At 56.1% G+C, this 26,470-nt stretch carries 25 protein-coding genes and 1 other RNA gene; 17 read left to right on the top strand and 9 right to left on the bottom strand.

The window, feature by feature from the left end:
- Window positions 1-34: 34 nt before the first annotated feature.
- The gene (locus Q0903_RS16520; protein ID WP_299417142.1) at window positions 35-2,746 is read left to right on the top strand and encodes a ribonuclease E/G; all 2,712 of its coding nucleotides are present in this window, start codon (window positions 35-37) and stop codon (window positions 2,744-2,746) included.
- A gap of 67 nt (window positions 2,747-2,813) precedes the next feature.
- Here the strand turns inward: Q0903_RS16520 and Q0903_RS16515 are convergent, their stop codons facing one another.
- Complete coding sequence (locus Q0903_RS16515; protein WP_299030569.1) at window positions 2,814-3,038, bottom strand: sulfurtransferase TusA family protein; 225 nt, start codon at window positions 3,036-3,038, stop codon at window positions 2,814-2,816.
- 92 nt (window positions 3,039-3,130) lie between these two features.
- Between Q0903_RS16515 and Q0903_RS16510 the strand changes: the two genes are divergently transcribed.
- From Q0903_RS16510 to Q0903_RS16495, 4 genes are all read left to right on the top strand, one after another.
- Window positions 3,131-3,883, top strand: coding sequence for a cytochrome c biogenesis protein CcdA (locus Q0903_RS16510; protein ID WP_299030568.1), 753 nt, complete (start codon window positions 3,131-3,133; stop codon window positions 3,881-3,883).
- Window positions 3,884-3,953: 70 nt separating this feature from the next.
- Window positions 3,954-5,186, top strand: a complete 1,233-nt coding sequence (locus Q0903_RS16505) for a hypothetical protein (protein ID WP_299417140.1) — start codon at window positions 3,954-3,956, stop codon at window positions 5,184-5,186.
- The gene (locus Q0903_RS16500; protein ID WP_299417138.1) at window positions 5,183-6,535 is read left to right on the top strand and encodes a cytochrome P450; all 1,353 of its coding nucleotides are present in this window, start codon (window positions 5,183-5,185) and stop codon (window positions 6,533-6,535) included. The genes Q0903_RS16505 and Q0903_RS16500 overlap by 4 nt, the downstream gene beginning before the upstream one ends.
- Before the next feature lie 79 nt (window positions 6,536-6,614).
- Complete coding sequence (locus tag Q0903_RS16495) at window positions 6,615-7,508, top strand: fructose bisphosphate aldolase (RefSeq protein ID WP_299417136.1); 894 nt, start codon at window positions 6,615-6,617, stop codon at window positions 7,506-7,508.
- A gap of 204 nt (window positions 7,509-7,712) precedes the next feature.
- On the opposite strand, the gene Q0903_RS16490 is transcribed toward Q0903_RS16495, so the two are convergent.
- The 7 genes from Q0903_RS16490 to ssrA all read right to left on the bottom strand — a co-directional run bounded on the left by Q0903_RS16490 (window position 7,713) and on the right by ssrA (window position 12,695).
- Entirely contained in the window at window positions 7,713-7,937 is a 225-nt protein-coding gene (locus Q0903_RS16490) for a ribbon-helix-helix domain-containing protein (RefSeq protein WP_299030564.1), read from the bottom strand.
- Window positions 7,934-8,110: a DUF4169 family protein gene (locus Q0903_RS16485; RefSeq protein WP_299030563.1), complete on the bottom strand. Its 177-nt coding sequence runs from the start codon at window positions 8,108-8,110 to the stop codon at window positions 7,934-7,936. Before Q0903_RS16485 ends, Q0903_RS16490 begins: the two co-directional genes overlap by 4 nt.
- On the bottom strand, window positions 8,107-9,498 hold the full coding sequence (gene fumC, locus Q0903_RS16480) for a class II fumarate hydratase (RefSeq protein WP_299030562.1): 1,392 nt from the start codon (window positions 9,496-9,498) through the stop codon (window positions 8,107-8,109). The genes Q0903_RS16485 and fumC overlap by 4 nt, the downstream gene beginning before the upstream one ends.
- Before the next feature lie 65 nt (window positions 9,499-9,563).
- Window positions 9,564-10,052 (bottom strand): ClpXP protease specificity-enhancing factor SspB, encoded by a 489-nt coding sequence (locus Q0903_RS16475; RefSeq protein WP_299030561.1) that lies wholly within the window; start codon window positions 10,050-10,052, stop codon window positions 9,564-9,566.
- Between the two features lie 70 nt (window positions 10,053-10,122).
- The gene (gene chrA, locus Q0903_RS16470) at window positions 10,123-11,379 is read right to left on the bottom strand and encodes a chromate efflux transporter (protein WP_299417133.1); all 1,257 of its coding nucleotides are present in this window, start codon (window positions 11,377-11,379) and stop codon (window positions 10,123-10,125) included.
- Window positions 11,376-12,191, bottom strand: coding sequence for a sulfurtransferase/chromate resistance protein (locus tag Q0903_RS16465; RefSeq protein ID WP_299417131.1), 816 nt, complete (start codon window positions 12,189-12,191; stop codon window positions 11,376-11,378). The genes chrA and Q0903_RS16465 overlap by 4 nt, the downstream gene beginning before the upstream one ends.
- A gap of 155 nt (window positions 12,192-12,346) precedes the next feature.
- Window positions 12,347-12,695: a transfer-messenger RNA gene (gene ssrA / locus Q0903_RS16460) on the bottom strand.
- Window positions 12,696-12,969: 274 nt separating this feature from the next.
- On the opposite strand from ssrA, the gene Q0903_RS16455 reads away from it, so the two are divergent.
- Entirely contained in the window at window positions 12,970-13,398 is a 429-nt protein-coding gene (locus tag Q0903_RS16455; RefSeq protein WP_299030558.1) for a L,D-transpeptidase, read from the top strand.
- Window positions 13,399-13,468: 70 nt separating this feature from the next.
- On the opposite strand, the gene Q0903_RS16450 is transcribed toward Q0903_RS16455, so the two are convergent.
- Window positions 13,469-14,209: an FCD domain-containing protein gene (locus tag Q0903_RS16450; protein ID WP_299417128.1), complete on the bottom strand. Its 741-nt coding sequence runs from the start codon at window positions 14,207-14,209 to the stop codon at window positions 13,469-13,471.
- 78 nt (window positions 14,210-14,287) lie between these two features.
- Between Q0903_RS16450 and Q0903_RS16445 the strand changes: the two genes are divergently transcribed.
- The 11 genes from Q0903_RS16445 to Q0903_RS16395 all read left to right on the top strand — a co-directional run bounded on the left by Q0903_RS16445 (window position 14,288) and on the right by Q0903_RS16395 (window position 26,433).
- Entirely contained in the window at window positions 14,288-15,070 is a 783-nt protein-coding gene (locus tag Q0903_RS16445) for a DUF2182 domain-containing protein (RefSeq protein ID WP_299030651.1), read from the top strand.
- Window positions 15,071-15,087: 17 nt separating this feature from the next.
- Complete coding sequence (locus Q0903_RS16440; protein WP_299030556.1) at window positions 15,088-15,720, top strand: DUF1326 domain-containing protein; 633 nt, start codon at window positions 15,088-15,090, stop codon at window positions 15,718-15,720.
- Window positions 15,717-16,226 (top strand): DinB family protein, encoded by a 510-nt coding sequence (locus Q0903_RS16435; protein ID WP_299417126.1) that lies wholly within the window; start codon window positions 15,717-15,719, stop codon window positions 16,224-16,226. Before Q0903_RS16440 ends, Q0903_RS16435 begins: the two co-directional genes overlap by 4 nt.
- The gene (locus tag Q0903_RS16430) at window positions 16,226-17,329 is read left to right on the top strand and encodes a dimethylsulfoniopropionate demethylase (RefSeq protein WP_299417124.1); all 1,104 of its coding nucleotides are present in this window, start codon (window positions 16,226-16,228) and stop codon (window positions 17,327-17,329) included. The genes Q0903_RS16435 and Q0903_RS16430 overlap by 1 nt, the downstream gene beginning before the upstream one ends.
- A gap of 107 nt (window positions 17,330-17,436) precedes the next feature.
- Window positions 17,437-18,423: an acryloyl-CoA reductase gene (gene acuI, locus Q0903_RS16425; protein ID WP_299030553.1), complete on the top strand. Its 987-nt coding sequence runs from the start codon at window positions 17,437-17,439 to the stop codon at window positions 18,421-18,423.
- Between the two features lie 665 nt (window positions 18,424-19,088).
- Complete coding sequence (locus tag Q0903_RS16420; RefSeq protein ID WP_299030552.1) at window positions 19,089-20,762, top strand: BCCT family transporter; 1,674 nt, start codon at window positions 19,089-19,091, stop codon at window positions 20,760-20,762.
- 94 nt (window positions 20,763-20,856) lie between these two features.
- Window positions 20,857-22,080, top strand: coding sequence for an aminotransferase class V-fold PLP-dependent enzyme (locus tag Q0903_RS16415; RefSeq protein ID WP_299417122.1), 1,224 nt, complete (start codon window positions 20,857-20,859; stop codon window positions 22,078-22,080).
- A 70-nt stretch (window positions 22,081-22,150) separates the two neighbouring features.
- Window positions 22,151-23,575 (top strand): deoxyribodipyrimidine photo-lyase, encoded by a 1,425-nt coding sequence (locus Q0903_RS16410; RefSeq protein WP_299417120.1) that lies wholly within the window; start codon window positions 22,151-22,153, stop codon window positions 23,573-23,575.
- A gap of 62 nt (window positions 23,576-23,637) precedes the next feature.
- Window positions 23,638-24,846 carry a cyclopropane-fatty-acyl-phospholipid synthase family protein gene (locus Q0903_RS16405; RefSeq protein ID WP_299417118.1) on the top strand — a complete coding sequence of 403 codons (1,209 nt, stop codon included), beginning with the start codon at window positions 23,638-23,640 and terminating at the stop codon, window positions 24,844-24,846.
- A 30-nt stretch (window positions 24,847-24,876) separates the two neighbouring features.
- The gene (locus Q0903_RS16400; RefSeq protein WP_299030548.1) at window positions 24,877-25,317 is read left to right on the top strand and encodes a TrgA family protein; all 441 of its coding nucleotides are present in this window, start codon (window positions 24,877-24,879) and stop codon (window positions 25,315-25,317) included.
- A 3-nt stretch (window positions 25,318-25,320) separates the two neighbouring features.
- The gene (locus tag Q0903_RS16395; RefSeq protein WP_299417115.1) at window positions 25,321-26,433 is read left to right on the top strand and encodes an NUDIX domain-containing protein; all 1,113 of its coding nucleotides are present in this window, start codon (window positions 25,321-25,323) and stop codon (window positions 26,431-26,433) included.
- Window positions 26,434-26,470: the final 37 nt, after the last annotated feature.

Genomic DNA, 26,470 nt, shown 5'->3' with positions numbered 1-26,470 from the left:
GGCGTGCGCGTCTGCGCCCGTGCAAAAGAGTAATATGCCAAAGAAAATGCTTATCGATGCCACCCACGCGGAAGAGACCCGCGTTGTTGTGGTGGACGGAAACAAAGTCGAAGAATTCGATTTCGAATCTGAGAACAGACGCCAGCTTGCTGGGAACATTTACCTCGCAAAAGTAACGCGGGTAGAACCATCTTTACAGGCGGCTTTCGTCGATTACGGTGGAAACCGCCACGGCTTTCTAGCCTTCTCGGAAATTCATCCTGATTACTACCAGATCCCCGTCGCAGACCGTGAGGCGCTGCTGGCCGAGGAGCGTGCCTATGCGGAAGCCCAAGCTGCGAAAGACGATGAAGAGCCAAAGCCAAAGCGCCGCTCGCGCTCGCGGTCGCGCAAACCAAAGGCCGAAGATACGGTAACGGAGGATGCCAAGACATCCACCGAGATCGAAGGCATGGAGACTGTTGACCTCGACGAAGTCGAAGTGAGCGACGATGAGGCTTCTTCTCCGATGGAGCGGGTCAAGGAAACTCCTGTCGAGACACCCGATGATGCGGATGACAGCAGCGATGATGACGACGAAGCTGAGGGCAAGACAGATGCCTCTGACAAGGACGACAGCATCGAATCTGTCGCTGACGAAGACGATAGCGAAGACATCCGCCCCGTGCGCAAGCCCCGCGCACGCCGCTACAAGATTCAGGAAGTTATCAAGGTCCGTCAGATTCTGCTGGTGCAGGTCGTAAAGGAAGAACGCGGCAACAAGGGCGCTGCCCTGACGACCTACCTGTCGCTGGCGGGCCGCTATTGCGTCTTGATGCCCAACACCGCGCGTGGCGGTGGCATCAGCCGCAAAATCACGAACGCCGCCGACCGCAAAAAGCTCAAGGAAATCGCGCAAGAAATCGAAGTGCCGCAGGGCGCGGGTCTGATTGTGCGCACGGCGGGTGCCAAACGCACCAAGGCCGAGATCAAGCGCGACTATGAGTACCTCCAGCGCTTGTGGGAGCAGATCCGCGAGCTGACGCTGAAATCCATCGCGCCTGCCAAGATCTATGAGGAAGGCGATCTGATCAAGCGTTCGATCCGCGACCTCTATAACCGCGAGATAGACGAAGTATTTGTCGAGGGTGAGCGTGGCTACCGCATCGCCAAGGACTTCATGAAGATGATCATGCCGTCCCATGCCAAGAATGTGAAACGGTACGAAGAAAACCTGCCGCTCTTTGCGCGCTATCAGGTCGAAGGTTATCTGGCGGGCATGTTCAACCCCACGGTTCAGTTGCCTTCGGGTGGCTACATCGTGATCGGTGTGACCGAGGCGCTGGTGGCGGTTGACGTAAACTCGGGCCGTGCGACCAAAGAAGGCAGCATCGAGCAGACCGCGACCAAGACCAACCTTGAGGCTGCTGCCGAGGTGGCCCGTCAGCTGCGTTTGCGTGACCTTGCTGGACTGATTGTGATTGATTTCATCGACATGGACGAGCGGAAGAATAACGCCGCCGTCGAGAAGATGATGAAAGATAAGCTGAAAACGGACCGTGCGCGCATTCAGGTGGGCCGCATTTCGGGCTTTGGTCTGATGGAAATGTCGCGCCAGCGTCTGCGCCCCGGTATGATCGAGGCGACAACACAGCCTTGTACGGCATGTCACGGCACAGGCCTCATCCGTTCGGATGACAACCTCGCACTGTCGATCCTGCGCACAATCGAAGAAGAAGGCACGCGCCGCCGTTCGCGGGAAGTGTTGATCAAAGCGCCCGTGGGCATCGCGAACTTCCTGATGAACCAAAAGCGTGAGCATATCGCGCAGATCGAGGCGCGTTATGGCCTGAGCGTCCGAATCGAAGGTGACCCGCATCTGGTTAGCCCGGATTTCTCGATGGAGAAGTTCAAGACAGCAACCCGTGTTGTGCAGCAGTCTGCGCATGTTGTTTCTGTCGATACCTCCTTGATGGACCAGATCGACGAAGCAGATGCCGCCGAGGCTGAGGCAGCCGAGCAAGCGGATCAGGCTCAAGAGGCGACTGCGTCCGAACAGACCCAGCCACAGAACGCCGAAGACGGTGAAGGCAAGCCCAAGCGCAAGCGCCGTCGGCGGCGTCGTAGCCGTGGTGGTCGCTCTGGTGGGGATGACCAGCAGAATGACGATAACCAGTCTGATGACGCATCTAAAAGCGGTGACAGGGATGCGGTAGAAACAGTGTCCGAGCAGCCGGCAGAGCCAGATGCTTCGACCGAGGACAAGCCCAAGCCACGCAGCCGCTCGCGCAGCAGAAAGCCTAAAGAGCCAGCGGCAGAAGAAGCGGCGCAGGCTGTGACACCCGAAGTGTCTGAACCAGCAGAAAAGGTGCCTGCCGCAGAAGAGGCGCCAGCGGCAGAAGAAGCGCCAAAGCCCAAGCGGACACGCGCGCCGCGCAAACCCAAGGTCGCACCCGTCGAGGTCGAAGCAACAACCGAAAGCGATACGGCAGGCGATGCAGAGGCTGAACCAAAGCCAAAAGCGCCGCGCAAACGCCGTACGACTTCTAAAAAGGCGGTAGATGCGCCTGTTGTAGAAGCGCCGGAAACTGTTGAAACAGCACCGGCAGAGGCACCCGTAGTCGCAGATGTACCAGAGCCAGAAGTAGCTCCGGAACCTGTCGCTGCCGAGCCTGAAACTGTGGCGGTTGAGCCTGCAGCGGAACAAGTCCCCGAAGAACCTGCCAAGCCAAGACGCAAAGGCTGGTGGTCGCTTGGGCGTGGCTAGGCAGTCCTAATCAGCGAAATGCAGAAAGGCAGGCTTAAAGGCCTGCCTTTTTTGTTTCGACTACTGGTTAGGCTTTCTTTTCGATCAGGTAGATCTGAACATCGCCGTGTTGCGTGCTTTCAATTAAGATATGACCGGACTCTGCGCAAAAGTGAGGTACGTCGATTACAGCAGCAGGATCATCAGCCCGCATGCGCAACTGCTCTCCCGATTTTAGGGCAGCCAGACGTTTGCGTGCTTTGAGGACGGGCAGCGGGCACAAAAGCCCTGTGGCATCAAGATCATGTATCATAAGCCCGATGTAGGCCGCATGTTACAGCCTGTCCACAGCCTTGTGACATCACGACACGTGACGGGGCAGGGCAGAGTGTATAGCTATGCCCCATGTTTGGAATCGAGATCATAGACGCAAGTCTCTTGCCTGCCATGACGATTGCCCTGTTCGCGGGCATCATCAGCTTTTTGTCGCCCTGTGTCCTGCCAATTGTGCCGCCTTATCTGGCGTATATGAGCGGGGTGAGCCTGAACGACATGAGTTCGGAATCGGCCGCGCGCCGGCGGGCCATCGTTGCTGCGCTTTTCTTTGTTATGGGGCTGAGCACGGTCTTTTTGATCCTCGGCTTTACCGCCTCGGCGTTCGGCGCATTTTTCCTGCAAAACCAGATACTTTTCAGTCAGATATCAGGTGTTGTTGTCATCATCTTCGGGATTCATTTTCTGGGTATTTTTCGAATACCATTCCTTGACCGTGAGGCGCGGATGGATGCGGGTGACAAGGGGGGCTCGTCCTTTGGCGCTTACGTTCTCGGGTTGGCCTTTGCGTTTGGCTGGACGCCCTGCATCGGGCCGCAATTGGGCGCGATCCTCTCCCTCGCCGCCTCCGAGGCATCTGTGACGCGTGGTACGCTGCTATTGGGAATTTATGCGCTGGGGCTGGGTATTCCGTTTCTTTTGGCTGCGATGTTCATGACCCGTGCCGTCGGCGTTATGAACCGCCTCAAGCGGCATATGAAAGCGATTGAGCGGGCGATGGGTGTTTTGCTGCTGATCGTCGGAATTGCGATGCTGACGGGCGCTTTCTCGACCTTCAGCTTTTGGCTGCTTGAGACTTTTCCCGCTCTGGGAAGTCTTGGCTAGGGCAAAAGCCTTACTTTGGCCCACAAGCCGCGCTAGCATAGCCCAAACAAGATGAGGCCCGCGCAGACCCATGGCTGCCCCGCAAATCCCAGTCGCCAGACGGCGGGTGTTCTACATCCCCGGCTACGACCCGATACATCCGCGCCGCTACCGCGAGCTATACCGCACTGAATCGGCAGCGCAGGCCGAAATTTCAGGCTATGGGATAACTCTGTCCGCGAGGCAGGGTGGTGCGCGATATGGATGGGATGTCAAAGGTCTAATGGACGGCGCGCAAGTGGATACATCCGTGGATGTGCTTGTCTGGTCCGATATTGTGCGCGGGAGCATGGATACCTCAATCGCTGCGACTTACGCCCAGCTTGCGCGCACGGTATGGGTCTATATCGGCAGTGGAGCGTTGTGGCGTTTGATGCGCTTGCGCAAGGGGCCGGTGATTGCTGCGCTGTACCCTGTGGCGATGCTGTTGGGGCAGCTTGTCATCGCCTATCTGGCTGCGGCATTTGCATTCTGGGGTATTTCGGCGCTCGCATCGCCTGTTGTGGGTGTGCTGGGGCAGGTGCTGGCTACAGGCGTAGGCGTGGCAGTGTTTGTCTGGCTGTTGCGGTGGTTCAAAGCAAAAGACAGCAAATTCTTTGCTTACTACCTCATGCATGACTATGCCTACGGCGCTGCAACCCGTGGTGCGAATACCCCAGAACTTGAGGCGCGATTGAGTGAATTTGGCGCAGCGATCGCAGAAGCATTGATCGATGGGGTAGACGAGGTGCTGGTCGTGGGGCATTCATCCGGCGCGCATCTGGGGGTGTCGGTCCTCGCTGATTTGATCCGCTCGGGCCACGTCCGTTCTGACGGGCCAGCCTTGGGGTTTCTCACATTGGGTCAGGTGGTGCCGATGGTATCATTCCTGCCTGACGCGCAGAGGTTGCGGGCCGATCTGGCGTATTTGAGCGTTCAGGATGCACTGACTTGGGTTGACGTGACTGCGCCCGGCGACGGGTGCGCATTTGCGCTGTGCGATCCGGTAGCCGTAAGCGGTGTGGCCCCCGTGGGCAAGCGGTGGCCGCTTGTCTTTTCTGCGGCATTTACGAAATCCCTCAGCCCCGCACGGTGGAAAGCATTGCGTTGGCGGTTTTTCCGGCTTCACTTCCAGTATATGTGCGCTTTCGACCAGCCCCGCGATTATGACTATTTCCGCATCACAGCTGGTCCGCTGACGCTGGCAGAGCGATACCGCGACCGCCCCGCGTCCAGATCCCGCGTTGAGGCTGCTGTTAACAAATTCACCAGTGTGGCCCCGTGATCCAGCCGCCCAAACCTCCCAGCAGGCCTGACAAGGTCTCGCTCTGGCGCTATGCGCAGCTGTTTCGTCAAGACATCCTATCTGCGCAGCCTGCGCGTTTATACCGTGCATGGATGGCCGAATTTCGAACGCCGTTTTTCCGCAGCTATCTGATAAACCAGCCTGAACTGGTCCGCCGCGTGCTCAAAGATCGGCCTGATGACTTTCCCAAGTCTACCCGCGTGAACGAAGGCCTGCGGCCATTGCTAGGAAATTCCGTATTTGTGACCAACGGTGAGACGTGGAAACGGCAACGACGGATCATTGACCCCGCATTTGAAGGCGGGCGCCTGCGCGAGACATTTGCAGCCATGTGGGACGCGTCAGAGGCAGCGGCGTCGCGTCTTGCGCCGCTTGCAGGTCAACAGGTGGAGATTGAGGAAGAGATGAGCCATGCAGCGGCTGACGTTATCTTTCGAACGCTGTTTTCCCTCCCGATCGAGCATCACCTTGCGCGGGACGTATTTGAGGAATTTCGCGCCTACCAGCGTAGCCAGCCAATCTTGAACCTTGCCGCTCTTATCCCTTTGCCGCGCTGGATGCCTCGATTGTTCCGGCGCGATACCACGCGCAGTGCCGCCCGTATTCGTTCGCTTATCACGCAACTGACGCAAACGCGGGCTGAGGAAATAGCGGCTGGGACGGCACCCGATGATCTGGCTACCAAAATTATGACAACGCCTGATCCCGAGACAGGCGCATGTTTCAGCACAGAGGAAATGGTTGACCAAGTTGCGATCTTTTTTCTGGCAGGTCATGAGACAAGTGCATCAACACTGGCTTGGGCGCTGTATCTGATGGCGCTCTATCCTGAATGGCAGGAGCTTTTGGCGGAAGAGGCACAGGTACTGGATGCCTGCGATTTCGCCGTAATGCGCAAATTGCCCCTTAGCCGTGACGTATTTCGCGAGACATTGCGCTTGTACCCGCCTGTTCCGATGATGGTGCGGGAAAACAGCTGCACAGAAGAAATGCGCGAGAGGGCTGTCAAAACACGCTCTCAACTGGTGATAAGTCCGTGGCATTTACACCGACATACGCGGTTGTGGGATAATCCCGACGGGTTCGACCCCGCCAGATGGAAAACAGAGAACGGCAAAACGTGCCAGCGCGATGCATATATACCGTTCAGTGCAGGTTCGCGGGTTTGTCCGGGGGCGGGTTTTGCCATGATCGAAGGGCCGCTGATCTTGTCGCGAATATTGCGTGATTTCCACGTTGAAGCAGGGCCCGTGCCTGTGCCTGTGGCCCATCTCACGGTGCGGGCGAAAAACGGTATTCATCTGACAATCACGCGCCGTGAGCGTTAACAGCGGCAAAGCATCTGGCGCATGGCGTTTGAAACCTCTAGAAGGCCGATGATTGTTTCACATAGCAAAGGCATCATTCATGTCCCCCAAAGACGCACAACGTACCCGTATCGCAACTGCCGATGGATTTATCGCGGCTTTGGATCAGTCGGGCGGGTCGACGCCCAAGGCACTGGCCCAATATGGTGTAGAGCCTGAGGATTATTCGGGTGATGTGGAAATGTACGCGGCCGTTCATGCAATGCGTAGCCGGATCATTCTGGCCGATGATTTCACGTCTGACAAAATCCTCGGCGCGATTTTGTTCGAGCGGACAATGGACAGCCAGATCAACGGCAAACCCACAGCACAGGTTCTGTGGGAAGATCGCGGCGTCGTGCCCTTCCTGAAAATCGACAAAGGTCTGGCTGATGAGGCTAATGGCGTGCAAATGCTCAAGCCGATGCCCGAGCTTGATGCGCTGCTGGAAAAAGCCAACGCAAACGGCATTTTCGGAACAAAAGAGCGCTCCTTGATCCATATGGCAAACGCGCAAGGCATCTCTGATGTTGTTGCCCAGCAGTTCGATATCGCAAAGCAAGTTGCGGCAGCTGGATTGGTGCCGATTGTTGAGCCGGAGGTTCATATCGATAGTGACACAAAGGCTGAGGCAGAAGATATGCTTGAGGCTGAAATGATGAAGCACCTTAACGGATTGCCAGAAGATGTTAATGTAATCCTGAAGCTGACCATCCCGACAAAAGCGGGGCTGTATGATGCGGCGGCTGACCATTCGCGTGTGTTGCGGGTCGTTGCGCTATCCGGTGGGTATTCTACCGATACCGCCTGTGACTTGCTTAGCCAGAACCACAAGATGATCGCAAGTTTTAGCCGTGCCTTGGCAGAAGGGCTAAACGTAAAAATGACGGACGCGGAGTTCAACACAAGGCTTAGCCGGAACATCGGCCAGATTTATGACGCTTCAGTGGCCTGACACGCGCAACTTATGAAAATTCCGGTCCGATTTTTCGAATAGTCGGGCAAAGGATCACGCGGATCGGCTCTTGCTTACAGAGTATGATGAATTGGCGCGCGTTCTCTACACCATGAGAACCGCGCCGCTTTGGGGTGGGCAGACGTGTGATCCACGCCTCGGGGGAGAGTGGCGCTGGTATCGTCCTCCGGTAGCCTTCTCTAATTAAGGTAAACGGCTCCTTACTGCTTCAAGCACATAAACACGGATTGCTGACGCCAGTCCGCTGTCCATACCACGCGCCGCATCAATTTCAGCGACCAAAGCATTGATCGGCTTTGATTGCTCCTGTGCAATTGCACGGAGTTCGGCCCAGAACGGGGCTTCGAGCGAAATAGAGGTGCGGTGCCCGTGCAACGTTACAGAGTGTTTGACGGGCCGCGCGCTCATGTTTCCTTCTTGTGGCCATCCAGCTTGCGCGATATCAGCTCGGCGCGGGCCTTTAGTGCTTCCTTTTGCGCCTTGGTCTGGCCGAATTGTACAGCATTCTCGTCCGCTCGGGCGCGGCGCGAAGTGCGCCCGCGCTCTTTACGGATTTTGTTGAGATTTAGGGGCGTGTTCATTTTGGTCCGATCATGTTTTCGGGGCGCACAACGCGGTCAAATGTCTCTGCATCGACAAACCCCAGCGCAATTGCCTCTTCCTTGAGTGTCGTGCCGTTCTTATGAGCAGTTTTTGCGACTTTCGTCGCATTGTCGTACCCGATTTCAGGTGCCAGAGCCGTAACAAGCATCAAAGATTCGCGCATGAGCTTTTCAATGCGGTCGGCGTCTGCTTTCAGGTCGACAATTAGATTGTCAGTAAAGGTAGACGCTGCATCACCCAAAAGCTGCATAGATTGCAGAACGTTATAGGCCATCATAGGTTTGTAGACGTTCAGTTCGAAATGCCCCTGTGAACCTGCAAACCCGACGGCAGCATCGTTTCCAAAGACATGGGCACAAACCTGAGTGAGTGCTTCGCACTGTGTGGGGTTCACTTTACCAGGCATGATGGACGATCCCGGCTCGTTCTCGGGCAGGATCAATTCGCCCAATCCGCAGCGGGGGCCAGAGCCGAGAAGGCGGATGTCATTGGCGATCTTGAACAAGCTGGCGGCAACTGTTTTCAGGTGGCCCGAGATTTCAACCATCGCGTCATGGGCAGCCAACGCCTCGAATTTGTTGGGTGCGGTTACAAACGGCAGGTCAGAAATGCGCGCCATGTTGGCAGCAACTGTTTCGGCCCAACCTTTTTTGGTGTTCAGGCCTGTCCCGACGGCTGTACCGCCTTGGGCCAGCTCATAAATCCGCGCAAGCCCGTCTTCTACGCGGCGGATGCTCATAGCCACCTGATGGGTGTAGCCCGAAAACTCCTGTGACAGTGTCAGCGGCGTTGCATCCTGGGTATGGGTACGGCCGATCTTGATGATGCCTTCGAACTCTTCCACTTTTGACTGCAAAGCTGCGTGCAGTTTTCGCAGACCGGGCAGCAGTACGTCATGGGCCGTGCGCGCGGTTGCGATGTGCATGGCAGTCGGGAAAGTGTCGTTGGACGATTGCCCCATGTTGCAGTGATCATTTGGGTGCACGGGGTCCTTGGAGCCGATGACCCCGCCCATTATCTCGATCGCGCGGTTGGCGATGACTTCGTTCGCGTTCATATTGGATTGCGTGCCAGAGCCTGTCTGCCAAACCACCAGCGGGAAGTTGTCGTCGAATTTGCCTGCGACCACTTCGGAGGCGGCCTGCACGATGGCATTGCCGCGCGCCTCGTCCAGCGTGCCTTGGGCCATGTTGGCCTCGGCGCAGGCTTGTTTGATGACACCCAACGCACGCACGATTGCAATGGGCTGCTTTTCCCAACCGATGGGGAAATTCATGATCGAGCGTTGTGTCTGTGCGCCCCAGTACTTGTCTGACGGGACTTCCAGTGGGCCAAAGCTGTCGGTTTCTGTGCGGGTATCGGCCATTGGGGCGCTCCTGATTAGACATTGGATCAGGCGCTGTTTAGCGGCTGATGCTGCCGCTTGCTAGTTCATGTTTTGCGAAAACTGTCGAGAGATACGATTTCTGCGGCCTTTACAGGTGCCTCCTCGACTTCCAGCTCAGACTCTTCGATTTGATTGAGATCTGGTTCCGCCTTTACGGCTACGACTTTCTTGTCGTCATCTTCCTGCTGCTCGAACCGCAGTCCGAATTCTACGGAAGGGTCAACAAAAGTGCGGATTGCATCATACGGGATATACAGCGGCTCTGGGGCGTCACCGAAATTGAGCGTGATGGAAAAGCCGTCTTTGGTCACTTCCAGATTGTCATACCAATGCTGCATCACGACAGTCATCTCGCCAGGATAGCGATCGGACAGCCAATCGGCCAATTCGGCATCAGGATGCGATGTATCGAAGGTAATGAAAAAATGGTGCGCGCCGGGCAAACCGTTGTCCGCAACGTCCAGCAGGACATTACGGATCAGGCTGCGCATGGCATCGTGCATGAGGTTTCCATAGTCGATGGTGCGGCTCATGTCATATCCCTCAGGTGTGACGTTTCAAATCATCATAGGTGATTCCGGGCGGGATGAAAGGGGGCAGCTTCTAGATGCCTGCCAACAGAAGGTTAAGCGCGAGGGCAATTGCGGCCATTGCGACCATGCAGCGTACAAACCCCATGCCAAGCCCCAGCATCAGAACGCTTGCCGTGATGGTGAGTGCTGCTGCGGTCGGGCTAAAGGTGGACCAATCGGGCAGGGGCAGGGCGAGGATTTGTGGAGCTGGTATGGTGGTGAATAGAACATGAAGTGCGAACCAAAGGGTGAGATTGGCAATCACCCCTACAGCAGCAGCCGTTATGGCGCGCAGTGCAGCCGAAAGGCGTGGTTGCGTGCTGAGGCGGTCCAGATAGGGGCCCGCAAGAAATATCCATAAAAAACATGGGGTGAAAGTAACCCATAGGGCCAGTAAACCCGCAGCGATCGCACCAGCAGGCCCCGATTGCGCGAACCCTGCCAGCAATGCCACGAACTGCGTGACCAATATCAGCGGCCCGGGGGTTGTCTCTGCGAGGCCCAAAGCGTCGATCATTTGTTGCGTTGTGATCCAGCCCAGATCGGTGACAACCGTTTGGGTCATATACCCCAGCACAGCGTAAGCGCCGCCAAAGGTCACGATTGCCAGTTTTGAGAAAAACAGTCCAAGTTCCAACAGGAAATCATTTCCCATGGCCCAAACGATGAGGAGCGGACTGGCCCAAAGCAATCCCCAAGTCCCGATCACACGAAAAGGCCGTGCGACAATTGGTACTGCCTGTCGCACGTCCTGCGCACCCTCTGCCCGCCACGCGCCCCAAAGACCCGCAGCGATTACAATCAAGGGAAAGGGCAGGCCGATAACAAACAATCCCAGAAATGACAGTCCGGCAATGGCCCATCCCTGCGTCCCCACCAGCGCCTTGGCCGCCACTTTGCGCAGCGCTTGGAACACCACGACGATCACAGCGGCTTTGATGCCCAAAAAGGCGGCCTGAACCAATGGCAATTGACCATAAGCCGCATACAGAAGGGCCAAAACTGCGATCACTATTGCACCTGGTATGACGAACAGCAGGCCGGCCAACAGACCGCCTGCCGTTCCGCGTATCCGCCAACCTGCATAGGTCGCCAGCTGCATTGCTTCGGGGCCTGGCAACAGCATGCACAGGCTAAGGGCGCGCAGATAGGTTTGCTCACTCAGCCAGTTGCGTTGTTCGACCAATTCACGGTGCATCAGGGCGATTTGTGCCGCAGGGCCACCAAACGACAACATCCCGATGCGGCCAAAGACCTGCACCATTTCGCGCCAGCTTTGCACGCTCATTGCTTGCGCTCCGCAGGCCAGTCATGACCTTCATTCTGACCATCGCGTGCCCAGCGATAAAGTGCATCGTAGATTGCCATGCCAGCCTCCAGCTGGGCCTGATCATCGCGGTATTGGCGCGACAGTCCAACAGACATAGCCAACAGACCGGCGGCTTGTGGCGCGAGGTGATGGGTATTGGTATCGGCGGCGCGCACAACATCGGCCAAACGTGCCAGCGCTGGCGTTGTGAGGCCGAATTCGGCGCACATGGTGTCAAAGGTACAGCCATCCCCACGGTGCGTCCAGAAGACGTCTGTTACGTCAAACGGGATTGCGCCATACCGTTCTGCAACCCCCATCACTTCGGCGGGTGATACGAACAAGAACCTTGCATGGGTATCGACGAAGCGGCGGATCAGCCAAGGACAGGCAATGCGGTCAATCTTGGGGCGGTGGCGCGTGACCCATAGGGTCGCGCCATCAATCATTGGCGGAATCGCAGCCGCGGGCACACGCGGTGCGCCGGCGTGATCGCGCCAAGCATAATTACCACCCTGCAAATACTCTGCCGTCAGCCCGTCCGCGCGCAGCCGTGCAACCAAACCTTGGCTTAGTTTGATCCCTTGCTGGCATGTTGCCACGCACCCGCGGCCTGCAAGGCGGGTTTTGAGGCCTTCGATATCGGAGTGCGGATGCCGAAAGGCACCGGGGATCAGAAAAGGATCATCCTCAAAATCAGGGTCAATCGAGATATCCACGATCACGGGCGCATCGGGCAGGCCGATCAGACGGAGGAGTTGTGTCACAGTAATTTCATTCGGGGCAGCCATTGCATGCATCCTTTTACGGTTGGAAACATGCGAACCTCTGGCTGACGCCTCACGGGGCGTTCGCAGATCATCCCCATTTCTTATGGGTGACAGGTTGACGTACCGTGGTCAAGACGCACGGTTGTGAAGTAGCAATTCGGCGGGGGGGGAGGGAAAGTGCAGGTTTCTGTTGCCAGGTACCTGCGAACCCCGCCTTAGGTCGCTAAACGTAAGGACTTAGGTTTCAATAGTTCCGGTCGCTTACGCGGCCATCGCCATTGGAGCACGATTGTCATTTGCAATTGTACAGTTTGCGCCGATACGGTGGCAGCCAGCCGAGATAAAGCATAACCCCTTTAGACGTTCGTCGATCCTGTTTCGACCCCATGATCCGCAAATGACGGATGATTGGTGGAGTCGCCGGGTACCGCCCCCGGGTCCGAACCGCTTATTACGAGCGCGTTTATATCCATAGTCCCGAAGGACAACTAACAAGTAGCGACGGTAGGCTTGGATATCAAGAGCGAGGATGCAAACTCGGGTACGGGTCGGAACAAATAACATGCGCTGCGCACAGCACATGGACCATGAGCCGCGAATCTACATGCGCTATTTTGCCGAAACGCTGTCACCTCACAATTGCGTGTATACGTTCCCGTATGGCGGGTTGGGGATTGGGGGCCACAATAGGTATGGAAAACCATAGTTTTTCGCGTGTTAGGCGACATAATCTTTGACACAACGCAATGAGTTCGGCGAACATCCGCCTAATGAAAAATATAATGCGGGACGAATTAAAATGAAATTTATCGCAACCACTGCGCTGTGTCTTTCCTTCCTTTTCACAGCACCTGCCGCGGTCGAAGCGGGGCGTCTTATTGCCAAAGTCGACATCTCCGAGCAAACGATGCGCGTTTATAAAGACGGCAAGCGGATTCACACGTGGCGCGTGTCTACCGCGCGCAAGGGTAAGGTTACACCGCGCGGCCAATGGCGCGCGAAATGGCTGTCCAAAAACCACAAATCCAGCCTCTATAACAATGCACCGATGCCCTATTCGATTTTCTACCGTGGAAACTTTGCAATTCACGGCACCAACCAAACCAGTCGTCTGGGACGTCCTGCCTCGGCGGGCTGCATCCGTTTGCACACGGCAAATGCGAAAAAGCTGTTTACGATGACCCAGCAGGTTGGCTTGCGTAATATGAAGGTGATCGTGCAGAACTAGCGCGATACAAATTTAGTTACGAAGAAAACATCGCGGTGCATGTATTGGATGCTCCGCGATACCTGTTCTATCAATCCGATTTTGATTTTAGAGGCCGCGCAGCAAAAACGCCTGTTGCCAGCGTCTGCGTTTCTTCCTCGAGCGCCGTGAGGCCTTGCGCCACAGCGATACCATCACGTGCTTCTGCTGCGTCTGCGATTGCCTGATGCAGCGCCACAATGCGCGCGCGGTCGCGGGCTGAAAAGGTAATCATGTTCATCAAGGGCTGCATCGCCTCAACGGCACCTGCCAGTTGATAGGACAAGACAGGGTTATGAGCGCCATCCACCAACGCACGGTGGAACGATACATCAGAGGCGCAAAATGCCTCGTCCGTAAGACCGGGCTGGGACTGACGGTGGATTTCGGCACGCATATCGGCCAGTTGATCCGCACTGCGCCGCTGCGCCGACAGGGCGGCACAAGACCGCTCAAGCGCGAAGCGTGCCTCGCATGCGGTCTCGAAACTGACAGCATTCATCGAAAGCAAGAGTGTGGAGGTAGTGATTTGCTGCGCATACGCCTCTTGAAAGCTGAGCCTGTTTACGAATGCGCCACCGGACGCGCCGCGCTGGGTGCGTATGAGGGATTGCGCAGCAAGGCGTTTGAGGGCTTCGCGAACGGTTGGGCGGGATACATCGAAATGGTCAGACATCTCTGCCTCTGACGGCAGGCGTTGATCTACGATCAAACGCCCGCTGACAATTTCATCGCGAATGGCAGTTGCGATCTGTGCAGACAGATCAGCAGGGTTTTCTGGATCAATTTTCATATGTCTTACATTTACTGTTTGGCAAAACTATAAATGTCTGACATTAAATTTACAACGATTGTACATGAGGTCTGGTTTATGCCCCATCTTTTGCGCTCCACACTCTGGCTGGGCTTTTTTGGCCTGATCCTTGTGTCATGGTGGATGATGGTCAGCATGAGCACCTCGATGGGTCTTGATGTGCTGGGCCGCCCTGACGCGATGGGCGAGGCAATGCGCCGTATGGATCCGCGCATGGACATGAAGATGCCGATGGCAGAATTCTGGCCGCTGGCAACCATGTGGGCGGCAATGATGGCGGCGATGATGCTTCCTACGCTGGTGCCTACGTTGCGCGCTTATGAAGACCTGATGGTCAGCGCGAATGGAACGCGGGCAGGGTGGCTGGGTGTGATTGCTGGCTATTTTGCTGTCTGGGTGGGCTTTGCCCTGCTACTGGCAGGGTTGCAGCTGGCGCTGTTGTTTGGTGGCGTGATTGATATGCTGGGCATCGCGAAGTCGCGTTGGTTTGCAGCTGGATTGCTGCTGGCTGTTGGTTTGTTCCAGTTCACCCGCGCCAAGGAGATTTGCCATGGCGTGTGTCACAGCCCGTCGATGTATTTTCTGGGCCATTGGAAGACAGGATTTGGCGGCGGTTTGCGCATGGGGCTGGGGCTTGGTGCATTTTGTGTGGGCTGCTGCTGGGGCTTTATGGCGCTTGGCTTTGCCGGCGGAGTGATGAACCTTGCGTGGATGGGCCTTGCCACGTTTTTTATGGTGCTGGAAAAGCTACCGCAGATTGGCCACTATATTACTAAACCAATGGGTTTTGCCCTGATCCTCGGCGCGGGTGTCGTGGCGGGTTGGCCCTATTTAACGTAACTTATCGGGAGGATAAGATGGGTAACAGAGAGATGACGCCTGCCAACTGGGCGATCAAGGGAGAGCTGTTTCTGAACTGCTCATGCGAGTTGTTCTGTCCCTGCGTGGTGAGCCTTGGTGCGCACCCCCCCACAGAGGGGCACTGCCACGCATGGATGGCAATCGCAATTGATGAGGGGAGCTTTGAAGGCGAAGACCTCAGCGGTTTGAACGTGGGCCTTCTGGTAGATATTCCAGGGCGTATGGGCGAGGGCAACTGGCGCGTTGGTGCCTATGTGGACGAGCGTGCCTCGGACGCGGCATACAATGGCTTGTTGCAAATTTTCTCCGGTGCAGCGGGTGGGACAACGGGTCTGTTCACCATGCTGGTGTCCGAGATCATCGGGGCCGAACGCGCGCCCGTGGAGATTATCCGCGACGGCAAGAAACGTGCGATCAAGATTGGCCGCAAGATTTCTGGCGAGATCGAGATGATTGACGGCGCGCAGCCTGATCATCCTGTCATGATCTCAAATTCCAAATACTGGATGGGGCCGGATATCATCGCTGCCGTCGGTGTGAAGTCCAAAGTGCGCGACTATGGCCGTGTATGGGACTTTGGTGGAAAATCTGCGGAAATCTGCCCGATCGACTGGAAGGGTGCTGCGTGATCCAGAAGGACTATGTCGTGCAGATGGCGCGCTATAATGCGTGGCAAAACAACCAGTTGCGCGACGTTCTGAAACATTTGGATCAGGCCGAACTCGAATTGGATCGCGGTGCCTTCTTTGGATCAATTTTCGGGACTTTGAACCATATATTGTGGGGCGATACCATATGGATGAGCCGCTTGTGCAGCGATGTGGCACCGCCCAAGCTCTCGGGTGACCAGAGCACTGATTGTACGCCGACTTATGGTGTCTGGGACGCAGAGCGTTTCCGTCTGGATGGTCGTATTCTCATTTGGGCGCAAACTCTGTCGAATATGGATTTGCAGGGCGAAGAAAGCTGGTTTTCTGGAGCGACCAACCAACATTTAACGCGGCCAAGGTCGGTTTGCATTGCACATATGTTTAACCACCAGACCCATCACCGCGGACAGATCAGCCAGATGTTGAAAGTGATAGGTGTTACGACACCTGTATCAGACTTAATCTTTATGCCAGAGGATGCATAATGCCACTCATTTCACAAACGCGGCGTTTGCGCCGCACGCCGTTTTCGGACGGTGTGGAGGCCGCAGGGGTCAAAGCCTATACCGTCTATAACCGTATGTTGTTGCCCACGGTTTTCGAGAGTCCCGAGGCCGACTACCACCATCTCAAGAACGCAGTGCAAATCTGGGATGTGGCGGTTGAGCGGCAGGTAGAGCTGCGCGGCCCTGATGCTGCGCGTCTGATGCAGATGCTGACCCCGCGTGATTTGCGTGGAATGATGCCCGGGCGGTGTTTCTATGTGCCGATTGTGGATGAAACGGGTGGCATGTTGAATGACCCTGTTTGCCTGAAGCTGGCCGAGGACCGTTGGTGGATTTCTATTGCAGACAGCGACCTGCTGCTTTGGGTCAAGGGCATTGCGAATGGATACCGGCTGGACGTTCTGGTAGACGAGCCAGATATCAGCCCGCTGGCGGTTCAGGGACCACGCAGCGATGATCTGTTGGCTCGGGTGTTTGGTGATGCGGTGCGTGACATCCGTTTTTTCCGCTTTGGCATGTTTGACTTCATGGGCCGCTCGATGGTGGTTGCGCGCTCGGGCTATTCCAAGCAGGGCGGGTTTGAGATTTATCTCGACGGTGCTGATCTGGGAATGCCCCTTTGGCACGCGCTGATGGAAGCGGGCAGGGATCTGGACGTGCGTGCGGGCTGCCCCAACGGGATAGAGCGTATCGAAGGCGGGTTGCTGAGTTATGGCAACGACATGACAGACGACAATACACCCCATGAGTGTGGGCTGGGCAAGTTTTGTGACACGCAGACCGCCATCGGTTGTATCGGCCGCGATGCGTTGCTGCGCGTGGCCAAGGAAGGTCCTGTTCAGCAAATCCGCGCGATTTCCATCGCAGGCGAAAGGGTACCAAGCTGCGATCGCGTCTGGCCGCTTGTTTCCGGTACAAAACGTCTGGGGCAAGTCACCTCTGCTGCGTGGTCGCCTGACTTCAACACCAACGTCGCTATTGGTATGGTGCGGATGACCCACTGGGACGAGGGCACGACCCTTCAGGTTGAAACGCCCGAAGGATTGCGCGATGCGGTAGTGCACGAGAATTTCTGGGCTTAGGCCTTTTGTGATGCCTTCGACCCGGGGCTCTGCCCCGGACCCCGGAGGATTTGCGGCCAAGAGAGATAGACAAACAACAGGGGCCGGCGCCCCGGGAAGAGAGAAAAATGTTTAACGCATTGATTGTGAACAAGGACGACGAAGGCAAGACATCAGCGGCTATTACGCAGATATCCGAAGACCAGCTGCCCGAAGGAGAGGTGCTGGTGGCGGTTGAATACACAACGGTCAACTACAAAGACGGTCTGTGCATGAGCCCTGGTGGCGGGGGATTGGTGCGCAATTATCCACATGTGCCAGGAATTGATTTTTCGGGCACTGTAGAGGCGTCTTCGGATGACCGCTACAAGCCCGGTGACAAGGTTGTACTGACCGGTTGGCGTGTGGGCGAGGCGCACTGGGGCGGGTATGCACAAAAGGCACGTGTGAAGGCGGACTGGCTTGTCCCGCTGCCTGCGGGTCTGGATGCGCGCCAGGCCATGGCGGTTGGTACAGCCGGCTTTACATCGATGCTGTCGGTAATGGCATTGGAAGATCACGGGATTAAGTCCGGTCCTGTTCTTGTGACGGGTGCTGCGGGCGGGGTTGGATCGGTTGCTGTTGCGATCCTTGCAAACCTCGGTCACGAGGTTGCGGGCGTCACGGGTCGCCCCGAGACAGCGGAGTATCTGACGTCATTGGGCGCTACACAGATTGTTGCACGCGAAGAGATCAACGAAACCGTCAAGCGCCCCCTCGAAGGGGAGACTTGGGGTGGCTGTGTTGATGCGGTAGGCGGTGCCATGCTGGCGCGTGTTCTGGGTCAGATGCAATATGGCGCATCGGTTGCTTCGGTCGGTCTTGCTGGCGGTGCTGGCCTGCCTGCAACTGTGATCCCGTTCCTGTTGCGCGGTGTGAACCTGCTGGGGATCGATTCTGTGATGCAGCCCTATGACAACCGTCTGCGCGCTTGGGAACGGGTTGCCAAGGACCTGCCAATGGACAAGCTGGAAGCGATGGTTGTGCCGGCCAAACTGTCTGACCTGCCAAAACTGACAGCAGATATTCTGAACGGTCAGGTTAAAGGCCGCGTTGTGGTTGACGTTAACGCGTGAAGCTAACAGCTTCTCCCGTCCCGCAGAATGCGCTGTTGCAGCGCTACGTGGGGCGGGGGAGCACATATACCGACTGTTTTTCTGTTGAGGTGCCCCAGAGTGTTACTCTGGAGCGTTTTATCACCGCTTTCTATACATCTCGTCTTTTTCGGCTTGAACGGGCGGTTTTGAGACTGGCCTTACGTCGTTCAATTTCGGACCGTGAAATTGCGCCGTTTCTGGCGGGGCACATAGACCAGTTTGCAGCATGGACCATCGAGGCCAGCAGCCCTGATCAGCTTTTGCTGAGTGATGTCTCCGCGGCGACGCGGTCGTGGTTTTGTGTTCGGCATTTGTCCTCGCACGCGACGCTGCTGTCTTTTGGATCTGCAGTTGTCTTACCAGCTGAGACCATGCCATTCTGGGTGCGGATGACCCTTCCCGCACATCGCTTTTATTCCAGAATGTTGCTGCGGGGCGCAGTGCGAAGGCTCGCATGCGAATCGCCCTAGAATCACCTCTATGCGATCGTTTTGTTCAAATGCGCATAACTTCGGTCTGTCAGTGGCACGCCTCCAAATTAAGCATCTGTAAACTCGGCATAAACGAAATGGTTACACTTTTAAGTAGCCTATGCAGCCATCACGCCGTTAGCATGAAGGCATACCGCTAGGGAGGGTACAAAAATGGCACTGAAGCCACCGCTCACAGAACTGCCTATTCACACGTCTGACACGGGTTTCTACCGTGGCTTTAGTGTAAATGTGACAGTCATCAGCAAAATCATCATCAGCATATTGGTTGTCTGGGCAATCGTCTGGCCTGATTGGTCGGGGGAGGTTTTAGGAGGATGGAACCAAGTCATTCTGCGTAACTTTGCCGCGTGGTACATCTGGACCGTGACCTTGTTTGTTGTTGTCTGCATCGGTTTGGCGCTTTGGCCCACTGCAGGCCGTCTTAATCTTGGTAAAGACGGCGAGGGACCCGAGTTCAGCAATTTCTCATGGTTTTCGATGATGTTTGGCGCCGGTATCGGCGTTGGCATGCTGACATGGGCCGTTGCCGAGCCGGTTGCGCATTTCAAAAACAACCCGTCTGTCATTCAGGGCCTCACCACTGCGTTGGAGCAAGATAACGTGCGCACGGCCTACACGTGGTCCTATCTGCACTGGGGTCTGGGTGCATGGGCCTGCTACGCAATTGCAGGACTGGCGCTTGCTTTCTTTAGCTATCGTCGCGGCTTGCCGCTAACGATCCGGTCGTCATTGACGCCACTGTTTGGCAAAGCACTGTCCGGCACTTTGGGGCATATCATCGATATCGTCGCTGTTGTCGCCACGATTCTGGGTGTGGCGCAAACGCTGGGCTTTGGTGTCGAACAATTCGTCGCTGGCCTCACACGGATCGGCATCGGCGGGCTCGCACTTGAGGATGGCTCTGCCACAACCACCGGCATCGTTGTTGCCTTATTGGTTATCATGGGCGCATCCACACTCTCAGCACTTTCGGGTGTGGGCAAAGGCATCAAATGGCTGTCCAACATCAACATGGTGTTGTCGATCGTCTTGCTGGGCTTCTTCATCCTCTTCGGCGCGACTTTCTTTGGTGCATCCGCCTTCTTCATTGGAATCTGGGACTATCTGGTCGCGCTGCCTTGGCTCAGCGTTAATGTCTATGCCTCTGATGGTGTTGAGGGGTCCGAAGCGTTCAAACTGGCGCAGTGGCAGGGCTGGTGGCCCGTGTTCTACTGGGCATGGTGGATTGCTTTTGCACCTTTCGTGGGCCTGTTCCTTGCACGCATCTCGCGCGGACGCACCATTCGGGAGTTTGTCTTGGGTGCGATGATCGTGCCGTCGCTGATGTGCTTTGTCTGGTTTGCTTGGGCCGGCGGCACTGCGATTGATCTGGAGCTCAACGGCGATGCCAATGGCGTCATTCTGGATGCGGCTAACGGTGATAAAATCTTTGCCATGACCGCCTTTATGCTAGAGCCTATCAGCCAATTCTTGTCTTGGGCGATGGCGGTTATGATCGTTGTCTTGTTGATGACTTTTCTCGTCACTTCGGCTGACTCGGCTGTTTTGATCGTGAACACGATCAACGCGGCAGGCGATGAAGGCCCCAAAGCGCGTCCACACATCCTGTTCTGGGGTGCGGCGCTTGCGCTGGTGGTTGGCGGTTTGCTGATCTCGGGTGGTACTGGTGCCATCCAGACCGCGATGGTGATCGGCGCGCTGCCGTTTAGTGTTGTTATGGTGCTGATGTGTGTGGCTCTTATCAAAGCGATCTGGAACGATGGTCGCCGCGAGGCCGCTGGTATTCCAACGCTGGCAGAACCGGCGGCAACGCCTGCTGAATAAGACGCACTAGGTTACTCAACGGAAAGCCCCTGCGTGTGATGCGCAGGGGCTTTTTGCATTTGACGCTCGCCGTTGCTTCCAACATCGTGGTGGTATGAAACTAGATAATGAATTTGTGCGCAGCCAGTTTCCCGCGTTTGCGGAACCTGTGTTGCAAGGTCAGGCGTTCTTCGAGAACGCGGGCGGCTCTTACACGTGCGGCGCGGTTGTTGACCGACTTACGCGGTTCTACACACAACGAAAGGTGCAACCCTATGCGCCATATGCCGCCAGCACACTGGGCGGCGAAGAAATGGACGAAGCGCGCACGCGTATGTCTGCCATCCTCGGAGTAGAGGACGACGAGCTTTCGTTCGGGCCGTCCACCACACAAAACACATATGTACTGGCGCAGGCCTTTGGTCAGCTGTTGCAAGAGGGTGAGGCGATTGTCGTCACCAATCAGGATCACGAGGCAAACACAGGCCCGTGGCGCAGACTGGCAGAGCGTGGGATCGAGGTGCGCGAATGGTGCATTGATCCTGACACTGGCCATTTGGATCCTGCGGCCCTCGAACCTCTGCTGGATGAAAAAGTGCGGCTTGTCTGCTTTCCCCATTGCTCCAACGTTGTAGGCGAGGTGAATCCCGTAACCGAGATTACGGCACTGGCCCATGCGGCAGGTGCCTTCGTCTGTGTCGACGGTGTTTCTTATGCGCCGCACGGATTTGTAGATGTGGGGGCCTTGGGGCCGGATATCTATCTGTTCTCGGCCTATAAAACCTTCGGGCCACATCAGGGGTTGATGGTGATCCGCCGCGCGTTGGGGCAATTACTGCCAAATCAGGGGCATTATTTCAACGCAGGTACGCTTTACAAACGGTTTACACCTGCGGGTCCTGATCATGCGCAAGTGGCGGCCTGTGCGGGAATGGCTGACTATGTCGACACCCTATACGGCCATCACATCGGTGGGGATGCGGATGCAACCGCGCGCGGTGTGGCTGTGCACAATCTGATGCGCGACTATGAGACGGGGCTGCTACAACAGCTCTTGGATGCGGTGGCGTCGCGCAATTCGGTCCGGCTGATCGGGTCAGGCGAGGCAGACGGGCGTGCACCCACAGTGGCGCTTGCGCTTAACCGTGCAGGCGAAGAGGTTGCCCGCGATCTAGCTGACAAAGGGATCATGGCGGGTGGCGGTGATTTTTATGCCCTGCGCGCATTGGAAGCGATGGGTGTTGATACGGCAAAGGGCGTTTTGCGCCTGAGCTTTACGCATTACACCTCGCAATCCGAGATTGATCACCTTTTGAACGCTTTGGACGATGTTTTATGATGTATCTGCCTTGACCCCTCTGCGTCTGGTCTAAATCCTTAATAACAAGACCCCAAAAAGGCTGCAGCAGTTGAGCGATAATACTCCCATTCTAATCTGGCTTCGCCGCGATCTGCGGCTTAGCGATCATCCCGCATTTCACGCGGCCTGTGCCACAGGTCGGCCCGTGATCCCCGTATATATTCTGGATGCCCAATACGCCGCGCTGGCCGCAGCGCCGCTGTACCGTTTGGGACTTGGGCTTGAGCATTTTGCGCAGACTTTGCATGAAAAAGGCAGCCGCCTTGTGCTGCGCCGCAATCCCAGCGCGTTAGACGCTTTGAAGGCGTTAATAGAGGAAACGGGGGCAGGGGCCGTGTACTGGTCGCGTCAGTATGACCCCGACGCGGTGCGCCGCGATACCGAAGTCAAATCCGCGTTGAAAGAACAAGGCGTCGAAGCGAAATCGTTCCAAGGGCATCTGATGTTTGAACCTTGGACGGTAGAGACCAAGACCGGCGGTTTCTATAAGGTCTACACGCCGTTTTGGAAAATGGTCAAAGATCGCGATGTTGCAGTGCCGCTTGCAGCACCTGCGGATATTCCAGCGCCTGACAGCTGGCCCGCCTCTGATGATCTGGGCGAATGGAACATGAACGGTGCAATGAACCGTGGCGCGCACGTGCTGCGGCCCTTCGTACAGTTGGGCGAAAAGGCTGCGCAATCGAGGCTTGGTGCATTCCTTGCGCACAAAGTCGCAGATTATAATACGACACGCGATTTGCCCGGTGTTGATGGCACATCGAACCTGAGCGAGAACCTCGCGCTTGGCGAGATCAGTCCGCACCAGTGCTGGCACGCAGGGCAGCGCGCGCTGCAAGAGGGCAAATCAGGAGCCGAGACCTTTCTGAAAGAGCTTGTATGGCGCGAGTTTGCCTATCATCTGATGCACCACACACCGCGCATCCTGACATCCAACTGGCGTGAGGAGTGGGAAGGTTTTGACTGGAACGAAGACGAGCGTCGCGCGGAAGTAATCGCGTGGAAGCAAGGGCGCACGGGTGTGCCGTTTGTCGACGCCGCCATGCGCGAGATGTACGTGACAGGTCGCATGCACAACCGTGGCCGTATGATCGTGGCCAGCTATCTGACAAAACACCTGCTGTGCCACTGGCGCATTGGTCAAAAATGGTTCGAGGAATGTCTCATTGACTGGGATCCTGCGTCCAACGCGATGGGGTGGCAATGGTCCGCAGGCTCTGGCCCTGACGCCACGCCATATTTCAGGGTATTCAACCCTGTGACCCAGCTGGATAAATTTGACAAAAATCGCAACTATTCTGGCCGCTGGATTGCCGAGGGGCATGCCCAACCGCACAAGGATGCCCTTGCGTATTTTGAGGCAATCCCGCGCAGTTGGAATATTGCCCCTGACGATGCTTATCCGCAACCGGTGGTTGATGTGGCTGACGGGCGCAAACGTGCCCTTCATGCCTATGAAAACAGAGGATTTTAGGTGTTTCGAATTGTAAACTCTGACAGTAATGTAACGTCTGGTACGACGAATAGGGACACCCGATGATATTGACGACAACCGAAGGGCAAAAGAATTTGCCGCGTTATTTTGCGCGTGTGATGGCGATGGCGCCTTCATTGCGCCATGGACGCATCGATTTCATCCTGCCTGATGGCCGCCATTTCCGTGCTGAGGGGCAAAACCCCGGTCCCGTTGCCGAGCTTCATGTTCTGAACGACGATCTGTTCGCCCGTTTGGTGCGTGAGGGTGATCTGGGGTTTTGCGATGCTTATCTGGACGATTGGTGGAGCACACCTGACCTGCAGGCCTTCATGGATTTCTTGCACGCCGACAACGAAGCGATCTATGACGGGTTTCCCGGCATGGGCCTTGTCCGGCGGTTTGAGCAGTTGCGCTTTTGGCTGCAACGCAATTCAAAGGCGCAGGCGCGCAAGAACATCTCGTATCACTACGATCTGGGCAATGACTTCTACAGTCTCTGGCTGGATGAGACGATGAGCTATTCAAGTGCGATTTTTCGCGACCCGCAGCAAAGCATGGAAGCGGCACAGATCGAAAAATACAAATCCATGGTGGATGAAATGGGCGTCATGCCCGGCGATCACGTTCTTGAAATCGGCTGTGGTTGGGGTGGCTTTGCCGAATACGCCGCCGCCGAACGGGGTCTGCATGTGACCTGCCTAACCATCAGTGAAGAGCAGTTTAAGTATGCCGTGGATCGTATTGAAAAGGCTGGATTATCCGACAAGGTGACGTTCAAGTTGCAAGACTATCGCGACGAGACAGGCCAGTATGACGGCATTGCAAGTATCGAAATGTTCGAAGCCGTTGGAGAACAATATTGGCCTGTGTACTTCGAGACCGTTCGGGAGCGCCTGAAACCCGGAAAAACGGCCACGTTCCAGATCATCACTGTCGCTGACCGTCGCTGGAAAGTATACAAGCGCGGCGTTGATTTCATCCAGAAATACATTTTTCCGGGGGGAATGTTGCCCAGCCCGACCGCATTGCGGACCCAGATCGAAAAGGCAGGTCTGGCCGTAGAAAAGTCTATCGAGTTTGGCAAAAGTTACGACATTACACTGCGTCGCTGGCATGAGACATTCAACGAGAAGTGGGACCAGATCGCGGCAATGGGTTTTGACGAGCGGTTTAAAAGGATGTGGAATTTTTACCTCACTTCTTGCGCTGCGACATTTGACAGTGGAAATTGTGATGTAACGCAGATTACGGTGCGCAAGCCGGGTTGATCCGGTGCGCGCTACCGAAGGAAGATCACGATGCCTACAGCTGCACGCCTTGTCGCTGCGATCCTGCTCTCTATTCTAGGGTATATCCTGTCCGATCTTGTACGGCCGTTGATGCCCGAAGGAACCGACTTTGGTTGGTTCAACTATGTGAACGCCTTCACAGGTCTATGCATCGGTTGGGTCGTTATGGGCAGTCGGGCAGGGCGCGGATTTGTGCAAGGCATCAACAACGGTCTCACGGGTGTGGCTGTTCTGTTTATTTGGTGTCTGGCGATACACTCGTGCTACGAAATGTTCCGCCTTGCCATGCGCAACCGGTATGATGGCCCAATGGAAGCGATCACCGCGATTTTCTTGATCGCCTCCGAGTTCGGACTGCTAATCGCAACCCCTGCGGTGCTGGGTACAGCAGTTGCAGGCGCGTTAATCATCGGGCCGGCAGCGGATTTTGCGGCAAAGCGCTGGCGCTAAGCTGTGACAAATGCATTGTTTTTCTACGGCACGTTGCGACATTTGCCGCTACTTGAAGTTGTTTTGGGCAGACCGTCGGACACTATCCAAATAGACGCCACCCAGCTGGATGGCTACGCCGTCTATGCCGTCGCGGAAGAGCCGTTTCCGACGATACAACGGTCGTCGGGTGCATCGGCCAAAGGTGTATTGGTCAGCGGGCTTACGGACGAGGATGTCAGGCGGCTCGACTTTTATGAGGGCGGATTTGACTATGATCTCATAGATGTCACGCTTGTTAATGGTGCGCAGGCACAAATGTACATTTGTGCGCCGGATCGGTGGGCCACGGCTGGCGCATGGGATTTTGACGCTTGGACAGCTGATTGGGCATCACTGTCATGTCATGCTGCGCGCGAGGTAATGGGGCACTATGGTGTTCTGGACCGCAAAGAAGTGGCCGAAATTTTTGGACAAATTCGTGGCCGCGCGTGGTCTAAAGTCCTCGCCGAGCGGAGCGCACCGAGCCAAGGTGTGTTTCGAGGCGATGTTGAAATTATTCGGAAAACTCGTGCTTACACAGGCTATTTTGCTGTAGATGAGGTGCGGCTGCGGCACACGTTGTTCGATGGTGGCCAATCAGATGTGTTGGACCGGTCGTATTTTGTTGCGGGCGATGCTGCATTGGTACTGCCTTATGATCCGCAGCGTGACTGTGTTTTGGTGGTCGAGCAGATGCGCATGGGCCCTCTGGGACGCGGCGACGCCGAGATCTGGCATCTGGAACCTATCGCGGGGCGCATTGATCCGGGCGAAACGGGTGAACAGGCAGCATTGCGCGAGGCCATGGAAGAGGCGGGCCTGACACTGGACTCGCTTGAGACGGTCGCGCGTGGTTACTCCAGTCCCGGTGATTCAACAGGATTCTATCATATTTTTGTGGGTGTAACAGAATTGCCCGACAGCATTGCAGGAACCGCAGGCCTCGTGTCAGAAGATGAAAACATTCGTTCGCGTTTGTTTTCATTTGAGGAATTTATCGCAATGGCAGAGCGTCAGGCGCTTGCCAACACACCGCTGACACTGTTGGCCTATTGGCTGGCACATCATCGAAGCAGGTTGAGGTCCGCGATCTAGGCAGCTAGATGTTGCACAGACACAAAGAGAGGTCCTG

This window comes from uncultured Sulfitobacter sp. (genome assembly GCF_947502895.1).
GTDB lineage: Bacteria > Pseudomonadota > Alphaproteobacteria > Rhodobacterales > Rhodobacteraceae > Sulfitobacter.
This window is presented reverse-complemented; position numbering and strand designations above follow the sequence as displayed.

Coding starts and splice junctions, on each gene's coding strand:
- fumC (WP_299030562.1), bottom strand. CDS start 9,498: ATGGCCGATACCCGCACAGAAACCGACAGCTTTGGCCCACTGGAAGTC.
- acuI (WP_299030553.1), top strand. CDS start 17,437: ATGTTTAACGCATTGATTGTGAACAAGGACGACGAAGGCAAGACATCA.
- Q0903_RS16510 (WP_299030568.1), top strand. CDS start 3,131: ATGTTTGGAATCGAGATCATAGACGCAAGTCTCTTGCCTGCCATGACG.
- Q0903_RS16465 (WP_299417131.1), bottom strand. CDS start 12,191: ATGGCTGCCCCGAATGAAATTACTGTGACACAACTCCTCCGTCTGATC.
- Q0903_RS16485 (WP_299030563.1), bottom strand. CDS start 8,110: ATGAACACGCCCCTAAATCTCAACAAAATCCGTAAAGAGCGCGGGCGC.
- Q0903_RS16515 (WP_299030569.1), bottom strand. CDS start 3,038: ATGATACATGATCTTGATGCCACAGGGCTTTTGTGCCCGCTGCCCGTC.
- Q0903_RS16445 (WP_299030651.1), top strand. CDS start 14,288: ATGCCCCATCTTTTGCGCTCCACACTCTGGCTGGGCTTTTTTGGCCTG.
- Q0903_RS16420 (WP_299030552.1), top strand. CDS start 19,089: ATGGCACTGAAGCCACCGCTCACAGAACTGCCTATTCACACGTCTGAC.
- Q0903_RS16440 (WP_299030556.1), top strand. CDS start 15,088: ATGGGTAACAGAGAGATGACGCCTGCCAACTGGGCGATCAAGGGAGAG.
- Q0903_RS16455 (WP_299030558.1), top strand. CDS start 12,970: ATGAAATTTATCGCAACCACTGCGCTGTGTCTTTCCTTCCTTTTCACA.
- Q0903_RS16505 (WP_299417140.1), top strand. CDS start 3,954: ATGGCTGCCCCGCAAATCCCAGTCGCCAGACGGCGGGTGTTCTACATC.
- Q0903_RS16490 (WP_299030564.1), bottom strand. CDS start 7,937: ATGAGCGCGCGGCCCGTCAAACACTCTGTAACGTTGCACGGGCACCGC.
- Q0903_RS16495 (WP_299417136.1), top strand. CDS start 6,615: ATGTCCCCCAAAGACGCACAACGTACCCGTATCGCAACTGCCGATGGA.
- chrA (WP_299417133.1), bottom strand. CDS start 11,379: ATGAGCGTGCAAAGCTGGCGCGAAATGGTGCAGGTCTTTGGCCGCATC.
- Q0903_RS16400 (WP_299030548.1), top strand. CDS start 24,877: ATGCCTACAGCTGCACGCCTTGTCGCTGCGATCCTGCTCTCTATTCTA.
- Q0903_RS16405 (WP_299417118.1), top strand. CDS start 23,638: ATGATATTGACGACAACCGAAGGGCAAAAGAATTTGCCGCGTTATTTT.
- Q0903_RS16430 (WP_299417124.1), top strand. CDS start 16,226: ATGCCACTCATTTCACAAACGCGGCGTTTGCGCCGCACGCCGTTTTCG.
- Q0903_RS16415 (WP_299417122.1), top strand. CDS start 20,857: ATGAAACTAGATAATGAATTTGTGCGCAGCCAGTTTCCCGCGTTTGCG.
- Q0903_RS16520 (WP_299417142.1), top strand. CDS start 35: ATGCCAAAGAAAATGCTTATCGATGCCACCCACGCGGAAGAGACCCGC.
- Q0903_RS16475 (WP_299030561.1), bottom strand. CDS start 10,052: ATGAGCCGCACCATCGACTATGGAAACCTCATGCACGATGCCATGCGC.
- Q0903_RS16450 (WP_299417128.1), bottom strand. CDS start 14,209: ATGAAAATTGATCCAGAAAACCCTGCTGATCTGTCTGCACAGATCGCA.